This is a genomic window from Niastella sp. OAS944 (assembly GCA_024809215.1).
GTDB lineage: Bacteria > Bacteroidota > Bacteroidia > Chitinophagales > Chitinophagaceae > Niastella.
This window is the reverse complement of sequence record JANUBW010000001.1, coordinates 2,261,176-2,273,130: the sequence shown is the minus strand read 5'-3', so window position 1 is coordinate 2,273,130 and position 11,955 is coordinate 2,261,176. Positions and strand designations below refer to the sequence as shown.

The window sequence follows — 11,955 nt, the reverse complement described above, 5'->3', positions numbered from 1 at the left end:
AATGAAAAACTTTGTCATTCCGGCTGTTGTTGGCGCCATGATCACAGGCGCTGTTTCCTGCCAGAAAAATTTTCTGGATCTAAAGCCGTTAGATAAAATAAGCGAAGCATCCTATTATACCACTCCCATACAGTTTAAATATGCAACCAACGATTTTTATGAAAAAATGATCAGTTGGGAACCTATCGATGGTAGCAATATCTATGATTTCATGGATATTGGTTCCGATCTTTCCGGCTATATGGCTGCAGGGTTTCAGGTTTCCTATGGCCGCGGAGCTGTATCAGTACCGCTTACAGACAAATATTGGTCTAACCCATATGCCTATATACGTTCTATAAATACTGTTCTTAAAAAAGCAGAAAGCTATCCTGGCAAAAAAGAGGAGATCGCCCAATATGTGGCAGCAGCCAAATTTTTCAGGGCCTGGCATTACTTCTTCCTGTTAAAGCGTTTTGGTGGCGTTCCTATTATAACAACAGTTCCCGATGTTGAGGGGGCAGAATTACAGGCTCCGCGTAACAGCCGGTACGAGGTTGTTGACCAGATACTGGCCGATTTAAACGAAGCCATTAATGGACTGCCTACAGAACAGACTATTCCAACAGAAGATAAAGGCCATGTAAGTAAATGGGCGGCTGAAGCTTTTAAAGCACGTGTATTGTTGTATGAAGCAACCTGGCGTAAATACACCGGTACTTCTACCGATTTTAACGGTTCTGCCGGACCTGCCGGTGATCAGGTAAATCAGTTTCTCACCGAAGCGGCCGCCCTGGCAAAAGATGTAATGCAGCGTGGCGGTTACAAATTATGGAACTATAACAGTGCATTGAACAACCGTAGTTCTTACTACCTGTTCAGTATAGACGGTTCTGGTTCAAACCCCTCAGGTCTTGATAAAACCACTAACACAGAGTTTATCCTGAAAAGCCTGTATGATGTTAATTTACGTGTAGGTAAGATCAATCTTTCAGCTACGGTGCAGGGTTATGGAATGCCCAACCGGAAAATGATGGATATGTATGTGTGTACAGATGGCCTTCCGGTAAATAAATCGCCTAAATTCCAGGGATATAGCAAAGTGAACCTGGAGTACCAGGAAAGGGATTACCGTTTAATTAGCCACGTGTTTGGCGCTTCCGGAACAATTCCTGCAGCTGGTTCTATTATCCTCGACGGGAAGTTCAATTATTCAAACTACAAATTCTCAGCGTACAAATATCCTACTTACCGTGGTGAGCGTAAAGAGTCGCAGGACTATCCGCAAATAAGGCTGGCTGAAGTGTATCTGATCTATGCAGAGGCAATGTTTGAAAAGGATGGAACTATCAGTGATGCCGACCTGAACAGCTCTGTTAACCTGTTGCGAACAAGAGCAGGCGTGGCCCCGCTTACAAATGCACTGGTTACAGCTAACAACCTCGATATGCAGGAAGAGATCAGACGTGAAAGAACGGTTGAATTATGGGGCGAATGTTTCCGGTTCGATGACCTGAAGCGCTGGGGTATTGCCGAACGCAGCCTCAATCAGGATATATGTAGTATAGTGGTAGGTGGAGCAACTTACACAACCGAGTTTAAAACTGCTTCACTGGAACACCCTTCAGCAGATAGCGTTATAGCGGCTAAGTATATTGTTAAAAACTATACCCCAAGTAATGGAGTGGTTATGGAAACAGTAACGAAGACGGGGGATGGTGATCTGAAAGCAATTTTGCTTGACCCTGCGGCTAACCGCAATTTTAAAAGAAAGCATTATTTGTATCCGGTACCATTGCAGGAGATCCAGTTGAATCCTAACCTGGTTCAAAACAATGAGTACTAAGTAATAGGCAATAGGCAATTGACAGAGAGAGGAGCAAACACAATTTGGTGCTCCTATCCAATCGGGAGATAGCAAATTGACTGTCGATTGTCTATTGCCAATCATCACTAAATGAGCATCTGTTTAAATCCATACTATATGAAGTTTCATTTAAAAAATATTCAGTTCATTACGGCCTTACTGGCATTGGCTGCTGTTTATGTGGGTTGCACCAAGGGGCCCGATATTAAAACGTATACTTACCCCGTACCTGAACCGAAAGCCATATTTCCTGATAATGGTTATGCAGGATTTGCTGAAGTAGCTATCACCGGTTCGCAGTTTGGTGATTTTAAGAACGCAGTTAAAGTATTTTTTGGTGGTATACAGGCGGATACTATCATATCATGTGAAGATGGTAAGATCGTAGCAAGAGTACCGGCCTTAGCCGCTTCGGGTAAAGTAAGCTTACAGGTGTGGACGCATACTATTGACTCGGTTGCCAGTTTCACTGTTTTACCAAACCCGGTAATTACTTCTGTTAGCGACTCAGCTGGTGTGCCGGGAGATGTTATGCTTATCTCTGGCGCACATTTCGGTACCGACCTTTCGAAAGTGAGTGCAAGTTTTAATGGTACCCCGGGTACTGTTAATTCCGTTGAAGACTCATTGATTAGTATTACAGTACCTGCCAGTTTTCAGCCAGGTACCCTTACTCTTACAGTAAATGATTTTAAAGTAAAAGGTCCCAGCTTTGGTATCCTTGTTGCGATCCCTTCTCCTATATATGCGCTTGATTTTGATGGCAATCTTATTGATAGAATAAGTGGTTCTGTAGGCGCCACCTATACTAAGGGTACAGCTGATGATCTTACTTACGAGGAAGGTAAACGTGGCCAGGCAGCTAGATTCCCTGGTTTTACGCCCACTGCATGGAAAGCCGACGGGTCAATTGCAGTAACTAACATGGCTCTTTTTAAACAAAGAGATTTTACTGTGTCTTGTTGGGTAAAATGGGATGCTGGAAGAAACATCTATCCCGACCCCATCTTTGAATTTGGTGAAGCTCGTGGTACTCGTTTTTGCTTTCTGACAAGAATGGGCTCGGGTACAAATAACTGGAACGGTACACAGCAAAAGATCGTGACCCGTTTCCTGCTTGAGAAAAAGGTAAAGAATAGTGCTGGTGTGGCAGAAAATTACGAAGATTATTTAGGTGGTTCCAGAGTAACACCGCCCGCCACTTGGGCACATGTAGCCCTGGTATATTCATTTACCAATCAGTTTATGAAGATCTATATGGATGGCGTTGAAATTGGGGCAAAAAACCTTACAAGAAACGACGCAGATCCCTTCCTGATGACCATTAAAGGTGCCAATATTGGCGGTTATGCATACGGTTCGGGCACGGAAACGAATTTTGCCGGACTCATGGATAATTTCCGCATCTATAATCAGGCATTGACCGGAGAACAGATATATACTGATTACTACAAAAAATAGCTTCATACACCAATTTTCAAAAGCCAATAAATACTATGAAACGACTCGCTGGTTTTTCTATACTCGCGCTGTTGCTGAGCACATCATTAGCTGATTGCTCAAAAAAGAGCGGGGAAGAATACGACGAATTATATGATACCACAGCCATTGCAGGTGCTGTAAAATATATTGATACTTTTCCCGGAAGTAAATCATTAAATCACCCCGGCGGATTGAACGTAACCGAAGACTTTGACCGTATTAAAGCAGCAATTGCCACAGGTACCGGCGACATTTTTACCGGATGGAATAAGCTGACCGCAAATGCACATGCTCAATTAGGCTATGCACCCAGCCCTGTTGTAAAATTGATCAGAGGAGGTAGCAGCAGGGAAGAACCAGAGTCTGATAATTACTCGAAGGCTTTCAATGATGCAGCTGCTGCGTATCAGTTAGCGCTTCGCTGGAAAATATCAGGCGATGTTGCTTATGCCGAAAGAGCCATACTGGTTCTGAACGCCTGGGCTTCTACCTGTAAGCAATTAAGCGGCGACCCCAACGTGTTCCTGGCAGCCGGTTTCTATGGCTACCAGTTTGCTCTGGCCGGTGAACTGATGCGCGATTACAGTGGCTGGAAAGCGGAAGATTTTGCAGCATATCAAAACTGGATGCTGACGGTCTTCTATCCATTGAACCATTCTTTCCTTACTACCCATAATGGTGCCTGTATAGATCACTACTGGGCTAACTGGGATCTTGGTAACATAGCTTCAGTAATGGCCATTGGTATCTTAACCGATAAACGTTCACTTTACAATGAAGCGGTAAATTACTTTCAACGCGGTGGTGGAAACGGTAACATTAGAAAGGCGATCTATTATGTACATAAAGAGCAGGGGCTGGCGCAATTGCAGGAAAGCGGTCGCGATCAGGGCCACGCCACACTGGTAATGGCTATGCTGGGTACCATTTGCGAAATGGCCTGGCACCAGGGCGATGATTTTTATGGCTTTAATGATAATATGGTGCTTAAAGCTTCTGAATACAACGCCAAATACAATATTGCCCATGAAGATGTACCCTGGAAAGAATATGCTTACAAAGATTGCGATACTACAATAATGCATACACAGATCAGTGAAGAGGAAAGAGGCGATGTTAGGCCTATATATACTATGATCTACAGCCACTATGCAAAACGGAAGGGTATGAAGGCTACTTACACCGAGAATGCCATGAACAAATCGTTCCCCGAAGGCGGCGGCGGTGATTATAGCCCTAACAGCGGTGGTTACGACCAGTTAGGTTTTGGCACCTTGTTATATACAAGACCTTAAAATAGTATCCAATATCTGTGAAAGATTGAAAGTCCAATATCTGAGGGTCCAATATCCATAAATCCAATATCAAAAGATCCAATATCCAGGTACCCTCAAACTTACCAGAAAAACAAAAACTACAGCGAGCCCCGACGGTTACCGTCGGGGCTTTTGTTATATGTGTTGCAAAACAAACCAATGTGTTGCATAACACCTTTGCTGCGTAACTATGCTCTCCTGCTGCACCATTACAGGCACCAGGTGCGTAACTTCTGTTTTCCAATGCGTAACTCCGCTCTACTAGTGCATAACTCCAGGCTATAAGTGTCACGCTTACGTGGATAGATGCAACACTTATAACCTAAATCACGCACCAAAAGACAAAAGTGCGGCAGCAAAGATGCTGAGTGTCGCAGCGAAAGAGAAAAGCAGCACACTTATATAGCTATGTTGCGCATTTACGTTGGCGGCTGCAACACCAGGTGTCAAAATCACCCAGCAAGACTCTCTGGTGTTGCAGCAAAGCATACAGGTGAGGCAGCAAGAAAGGAAAGTGACACCCTTTAACAGAAAAGGGAGGCAGCAACATTCCTAAGTGTCACAACAAAGCATGCTGGTGTGAAATTCGGGTGGAATGTTTTGGGCCCGCCTGCTCGATAGGAACAGCAGAAGTAAGAGATACGAAGTATGAAGTAAGAAATGCAATGGTCAGTAGGCTCGAAATTCGGGTTCCTCCTATTTCTTACGTCCTACTTCTTATTTCACATACCTGCATTTAATCAAACATTCATCTCTCTTTATTCTTCATTAAAATCATATTAGAAAAGCATTAGTATTATTTCCTTAAGTAGATGTAAAGGTAATTTTGCAGCGCTTGCAACCGTTTATAGTTTAATTCAATCTGTAAGTATGGTTAAAAGTGTGTGCGGATAATCCTGAAAAACGATCGGTATTTGTGAATAGGAAATATTTACTACAATTCATTGTTTATCTACTATTGGGCGTCGTAGCGATGGCCGATCCCGGTATGCGTATGCAATGGCATGCCGGCGATCTGCGGTCATATGCTACAGGAATAAATAGTGATAACTTTACCACCGATCATGATGATGATGTAAATTATTCATTCAACACCCGCAAAAAGCAATCCTTTCTCAGGCTTAGATTCCGTTGCGAAACCTCTTTCAGAAATAGTCATACAAATACGGGCAAACTGGTAAACACCCTTGTGTCGCCAACCGTATCGGTATTATATACAAGAAAAACACCCCATCTTCCGCCGTTCTATTATCTCTTTCTCTTTCGGTTAACTCCTTTCTGAGTTTTATACACCATACTGTTTTTCCCTGCTTGCAAGTTTGTTTGCAACAGGTAATTGCTTGCGCAAACGAACCGGTTTGGCAGGGGAAGTGTGTGCGCTTATCCCTTCTATTAAATACTCAAATAATTAATGTATAAAGATGAAAGCTTTAGCAGCCTTGAATGTTTTGTCTATAGTTTGGTTAACAGGATGTGCCGTAAAAGGAAATACCGAAAAGAAAATGCCCGATGTAGAGGTGCCCGTTTTTACATTGAAGAGCAAGGATACTACCCTGCATCGTTCATATGTGGCCAACATCAATGCGCGGCAGAATGTAGAGTTAAGAGCTAAAGTAGCTGGGTTTTTAGAAAGCATACAGGTTGACGAAGGCCAGTTTGTAAAAAAAGGCCAGCTTATGTTTCGGTTAAACGATGCCGAGTTTAAAGTTGAAGTGTCGGAAGCAAAAGCAGCGCTTACCAGTGCGCTGGCCGAAGTAAAAGGTGCCGAAGTGGAAGTTCGCCGGGTACAATCGCTGGTTGATAAAAAGATAGTAACAGGTACCGAACTGGAACTTGCCAATGCAAAACTGGCGGCTGCAAAAGCAAGGGTCGATGAAGCAATTGCTAAAGAAGAAAAAGCAAAGATCAATTTATCTTATACTGCAGTAAGGGCGCCCTTCGATGGTATCATTGACCGCATTCCCCACAAGTTGGGAAGCCTGGTAAACGAAGGAACATTACTCACCACTGTTTCTGATAACCATGCCATGCATGTGTACTTCAAAGTATCAGAAAAAGAATATTTGAATTATGTAAATAATAAAAAGGCGGCGCACCATACACCACAACCCGCTACATTAGTGCTGGCCGATGGCACTGAATATAAACATGCCGGTAAAATAGAAACCATGGAAGGCGAGTTTGACCAGGAAACAGGTTCCATTGCATTCCGCGCCGCATTCCCCAATCCATCGGGCGTGCTGAAACATGGCGCCAGTGGTAATATCCTGCTTACATCACCCATTTCAAAAGCATTGATAATACCACAAAAAGCAGTGCTTGAAATTCAGGACAGAAACTATGTGTTTGTAGTGGGCGACGATCAAAAAGTACGAATGAAAAGTTTTGTGCCCGAAGCCCGCATCGATGAATACATTCTGGTTAAATCAGGACTGGCCGAAGGCGACCGTATCGTTTACGAAGGTGTACAAAACATTAAAGAAGGCAGCACGGTTAAGGCCCGCATGATCTCTGCTGAAAGTGTTTTTTAACAGAAAGATGTAAACAACATTGTAAAGCAGAAAAACCCTAAAGGATGTTTGAGACTTTTATCAGACGACCGATCTTGTCGTTAGTAATTTCTTTGGTTATATTGTTATTGGGCGTTCTTGCCCTGTTTACATTACCAGTAACACAGTTTCCCGATATAGTACCTCCATCTGTAGTGGTAACGGCCACGTACAATGGCGCCAATGCCGATGTTTGTACAAAAGCAGTGGCTGTACCGCTTGAACGCGCCATCAATGGTGTGCCGGGTATGACGTATATGAGCTCTGTAAGCAGTAACAACGGTGTTACGCTTATACAGGTGTTTTTTGAAGTAGGTACCGATCCCGATCAGGCAGCGGTGAACGTACAAAACCGTGTAATTACCGTGCTCGATGAATTGCCCGAAGAGGTGATCAAGGCCGGTGTTACTTCAGAAAAGGAAGTGAACTCCATGCTGCTGTACCTCAATATTATGAGTACCGACAGTACCGCCGATGAAGAGTTCATTTATAACTTTACCGATATTAACGTTCTGCAGGAGTTAAAAAGGATCGATGGGGTTGGTCTTGTTGATATCATGGGCTCACGCGACTACTCCATGCGTGTATGGTTAAAGCCCGATAAGTTACTCGCTTATAATATATCAACAGATGAGATCATTGCCGGTCTTCGCCGCCAGAATATAGAAGCGGCGCCCGGTTCAACCGGTGAAAACTCAGGAAAAGATAAGCAGGCAAAACAATACATCTTAAAGTATACAGGTAAGTTCAATACACCCGAACAGTATAAAAATGTAATACTGCGCGCCAATGAAGACGGCTCTTTATTGCGCTTGAAAGATATTGCCGATGTAGAGTTTGGTACAGTGAGTTACGATATGGTGTCGAAGACCGATGGCCGGCCTTCCGCATCGATCATGATAAAACAACGGCCAGGTTCCAATGCAAAGGAAGTTATAGAGACCATCAAGTCGAAAATGGAAGACCTGAAAGAAACCAGTTTTCCACCCGGCATGACCTATAACTACGCTTACGATGTATCGCGTTTCCTCGATGCCAGTATACATGAAGTATTGCGCACCTTGCTGGAGGCATTTATTCTTGTGTTTATCGTAGTGTTTATTTTCCTGCAGGACTTCCGCTCCACTTTAATACCGGCGCTGGCCGTACCGGTAGCATTGGTGGGAACACTGGCGTTTATGCAAATGTTGGGTTTCTCCATCAACATGCTCACGTTGTTTGCATTGGTGCTGGCCATTGGTATTGTGGTTGATAATGCCATTGTGGTGGTAGAAGCAGTGCATGTGAAAATGCAGGAACAGCATTTGCCGGCCACAGAAGCCACCATTGCCGCCATGAAAGAAATAGGCGGCGCTATTGTCGCAATTACCGGTGTAATGTCGGCCGTGTTTGTACCGGTGGCCTTTCTTTCAGGGCCTGTAGGTGTTTTCTACCGGCAGTTCTCGCTAACACTGGCCATGTCTATCGTTATTTCGGGTATCAATGCCCTTACGCTTACGCCCGCCTTGTGCGCGCTGATGCTTAAACATAATCATGGCGGTAAGAAAAAGAAGAACCTGTTGCAACGGTTCTTCAATGGGTTCAATAATGTATATAACCGTACCGAAACAGGTTATGGTCGTATGGTAACACATATGGTGAAACGCAAAACCCTCACCATAGGGATACTGGTGTTGTTCTGTTTTGCCACCTGGGGTGTATCAAAGTTTCTGCCGTCGGGTTTTATTCCGGCCGAAGACCAGAGTATGATCTATGTGAACGTTACCACGCCGCCAGGTTCAACCGTTGAGCGTACCGAAGAAGTGTTGGATGCAGTGCAAAGAGCGATTGGAAAGGATAAAAGCATAGATAACATCAGTACCCTGGCCGGGTATAGTTTAATGAGCGATGTAACGGGCGCTTCTTATGGCATGGCCATGATAAACCTGAAGACCTGGGATGAAAGAGACGAGACCGTTCCTGAGATCATTCAACAGTTGAAAGTAAAAACAGCACATATTGCCGATGCGGTAATAGAATACTTTGAGCCGCCTACGGTGCCTGGTTTTGGTAATGCCGGTGGCTTTGAGCTCAGACTGCTGAACAAGAACCGCAATGCCGGTTTGCAGGAAATGGCCGATGTGTCGGATAAATTCCTTACTTCACTAAAGAACCATCAGGCTATTGCCGGCGCCAATACCAGTTTCGATCCCAATTTCCCGCAATACCTTATACATGTTGACCAGGAAATGGCAGCTAAACAAGGTGTAAGTGTTGAAAATGCCATGAACACCCTGCAAACCCTGCTGGGTAGTTATTATGCAACCAACTTTATTCGCTTTGAGCAAATGTATAAGGTGATGTTGCAGGCCCTGCCCGAATACCGCGCCAACCCTGAGGATGTATTGAAGCTGTACGTAAAAAACGACAAAGGCGAAATGGTGCCTTACTCCAATTTCATTAGAATGGAAAAGGTGTTTGGCCCCGAGCAAATAACCCGGTACAATATGTATACTGCCGCTATGATCAATGGTGATGCGGCCACCGGCTTCTCCAGCGGCCAGGCCATTAGCGCCATACAGCATGTGGCAGATAGTGTGTTGCCAAAAGGGTATACCTATGAGTGGAGCGGAATGACGCGTGAGCAGATCATTTCGGGTAACCAGGCTGTTTACATTTTTGCCGTTTGTTTGGTGTTTGTATACCTGTTGCTGGCGGCGCAATATGAAAGCTTTTTGTTGCCGTTGGCGGTTATTCTTTCATTACCCGCCGGTATTGCCGGTGCCTTTGCTTTATTGTTAGCAATGGGGCTTGAAAATAATATCTATGCACAGGTAGCATTGATCATGCTTATTGGTTTGCTGGCCAAGAACGCCATTCTTATTGTTGAGGTAGCGGTGCAACGCCATCGGGCAGGCGTGCGGGTAATAGAGGCGGCACGCGAAGGCGCTGTATCGCGCTTACGTCCTATTCTTATGACCTCCTTTGCCTTTATTGCGGGATTGATACCCTTGTGTATTGCCAATGGAGCAGGCGCCATGGGTAACCGCTCAATTGGTAATGCGGCCGCGGGCGGTATGCTGGCGGGTACCATCTTCGGTATCTTTTTAATACCTGGTTTATACGGCCTGTTTATGTATCGCCGTGCGAAGAAGAAGGGAAAGAAGGAAGTGCCAAACGACGAAGAAGTACCATTGACAGAAAGTATGGTAGAGTAGTTTCAAAATCTTAATTAACCAATGAAGAATATCTTTTCATATATAATTATTGTTTCAGTAGGCGCCATGGCGGGGTGTAAAGTAATGCAACCCGCACCGCTGCCTGCGGTAAAGCCAATGCCTCAGCAGTTTGCTGAAAAGGCGGGTGAAACCGATTCAGCCAATCTTGTTTTTAAAAATATCTTTTCCGATGTAAGGCTGAATAATTTTATTGCTACGGCATTAAAAGACAATACCGATTTGAACATAGCGCTGCAACGTATTGAAATGGCGCATGCCCGTCTTGCCCAACGCAAAGGCGCCTTTCTGCCTTCGGTAAATGGCGTTGTTTCCGGTGCCGCCGATAAGTATGGCGATTACACCCTGAATGGCGTAGGTAACTTCGATACCAATTTATCGCCCAATATCAATAAAGACCAAAAGATACCGGTTTCACCAACTACCGATCTGTTTGTGGGGCTTACCAGTACCTGGGAAATTGATCTGTGGGGCAAATTGCGTCATCTTAAAAAAGCGGCGCAGGCCGAATTACTGGCAACAGAAAAGGGAAAGCAATTACTTATTACCTCGCTGGTAGCAACACTTGCAGAGGGATATTATACATTATTGGGCCTCGATGCCGAACTGAAGATCGTAAGAAAGAACATCGAGCTGCAAAAGCAGGCAGTTGAAATAGTAGAAGCGCAAAAGGTAGGTGGCCGCGCCAATGAGCTGGCTGTGCAACAGTTCAGGGCGCAGCTATTAAATACCCGTGGCATTGAGTTTCGCATTATGCAACAGCGGGTACAGGTAGAAAATGAATTGAACGCCATTGCCGGCAGTTATCCCAAACACATCGATAGGGATACCTCGCTGCCCGAATCGGTTGCTGTTGCTATTGAGGCCGGTTTACCTGCATCGCTATTATCTGCCCGGCCCGATGTGCAGCAGGCAGAATATGAATTGCAAATGATGAAAGAAAATGTTCAGGCTGCCCGTGCCGCTTTTCTGCCATCATTAACGCTGAATCCCTATGTGGCATTCAATGCCTTTACCCCATCACTTCTGTTCAAGGACGGAAGTTTGGCTTATGGCGTTGCGGGCGGATTAACGGCGCCGTTATTTCAACAACGTCAGTTAAAGGCGCAATTCGTAATGGCAAATGCTGCCAGTAAAGAATCGGTATATAACTATCAACAAAAATTACTCAATGCTTACAGTGAAGTAGTGACTAACATGAATGCGGTTGACAATTATAAACAGGCGCATGCACTTAAACTACAGGAAGTGCAGGAATTGTATGCCGCCGTAACATCGGCGCGGGAGTTATACCTTACCGGTTATGCAACCTACCTTGAAGTGATCACTGCGCAAAAGAACGTGCTGGAAGCGGAACTGGCTTTGAATGAGCAGAAAAAGAATATTTATATCTCATTGATCCAGCTCTATCGCTCATTAGGCGGGGGCTGGCAATAAAAGGGATCCGCCAGATCATAAGATGTTAGCTTATTAAATGCCGGTTTGTGCCGGCATTTTTTATTTGTGTTTGTATGACATGAAAAACCTATGGCAAAATATATAATACG

7 protein-coding genes are annotated in these 11,955 nt (G+C 44.5%); all 7 read left to right on the top strand.

What is annotated here, in order from left to right; translation table 11 throughout:
* Position 1: 1 nt before the first annotated feature.
* The 7 genes from GGD38_RS08750 to GGD38_RS08720 all read left to right on the top strand — a co-directional run bounded on the left by GGD38_RS08750 (position 2) and on the right by GGD38_RS08720 (position 11,845).
* A complete protein-coding gene (locus GGD38_RS08750; RefSeq protein WP_375298382.1) occupies positions 2–1,825 on the top strand; it encodes a RagB/SusD family nutrient uptake outer membrane protein in 1,824 nt (607 codons plus the stop codon).
* A 138-nt stretch (positions 1,826–1,963) separates the two neighbouring features.
* Positions 1,964–3,307, top strand: coding sequence for a LamG-like jellyroll fold domain-containing protein (locus GGD38_RS08745; protein ID WP_375298383.1), 1,344 nt, complete (start codon positions 1,964–1,966; stop codon positions 3,305–3,307).
* Positions 3,308–3,342: 35 nt separating this feature from the next.
* Positions 3,343–4,623, top strand: a complete 1,281-nt coding sequence (locus GGD38_RS08740; RefSeq protein ID WP_375298384.1) for an alginate lyase family protein — start codon at positions 3,343–3,345, stop codon at positions 4,621–4,623.
* Positions 4,624–5,560: 937 nt separating this feature from the next.
* Positions 5,561–5,926 (top strand): hypothetical protein, encoded by a 366-nt coding sequence (locus GGD38_RS08735; protein ID WP_375298385.1) that lies wholly within the window; start codon positions 5,561–5,563, stop codon positions 5,924–5,926.
* Between the two features lie 139 nt (positions 5,927–6,065).
* A complete protein-coding gene (locus tag GGD38_RS08730; protein ID WP_375298386.1) occupies positions 6,066–7,175 on the top strand; it encodes an efflux RND transporter periplasmic adaptor subunit in 1,110 nt (369 codons plus the stop codon).
* Between the two features lie 44 nt (positions 7,176–7,219).
* On the top strand, positions 7,220–10,390 hold the full coding sequence (locus tag GGD38_RS08725; RefSeq protein ID WP_375298387.1) for an efflux RND transporter permease subunit: 3,171 nt from the start codon (positions 7,220–7,222) through the stop codon (positions 10,388–10,390).
* Between the two features lie 21 nt (positions 10,391–10,411).
* Entirely contained in the window at positions 10,412–11,845 is a 1,434-nt protein-coding gene (locus tag GGD38_RS08720) for a TolC family protein (RefSeq protein WP_375298388.1), read from the top strand.
* Positions 11,846–11,955: the final 110 nt, after the last annotated feature.

Bases quoted from the DNA above. Each gene is read 5' to 3' on its own strand.
- GGD38_RS08740 (WP_375298384.1), top strand. From the start codon at position 3,343: ATGAAACGACTCGCTGGTTTTTCTATACTCGCGCTGTTGCTGAGCACA.
- GGD38_RS08730 (WP_375298386.1), top strand. From the start codon at position 6,066: ATGAAAGCTTTAGCAGCCTTGAATGTTTTGTCTATAGTTTGGTTAACA.
- GGD38_RS08750 (WP_375298382.1), top strand. From the start codon at position 2: ATGAAAAACTTTGTCATTCCGGCTGTTGTTGGCGCCATGATCACAGGC.
- GGD38_RS08725 (WP_375298387.1), top strand. From the start codon at position 7,220: ATGTTTGAGACTTTTATCAGACGACCGATCTTGTCGTTAGTAATTTCT.
- GGD38_RS08720 (WP_375298388.1), top strand. From the start codon at position 10,412: ATGAAGAATATCTTTTCATATATAATTATTGTTTCAGTAGGCGCCATG.
- GGD38_RS08745 (WP_375298383.1), top strand. From the start codon at position 1,964: ATGAAGTTTCATTTAAAAAATATTCAGTTCATTACGGCCTTACTGGCA.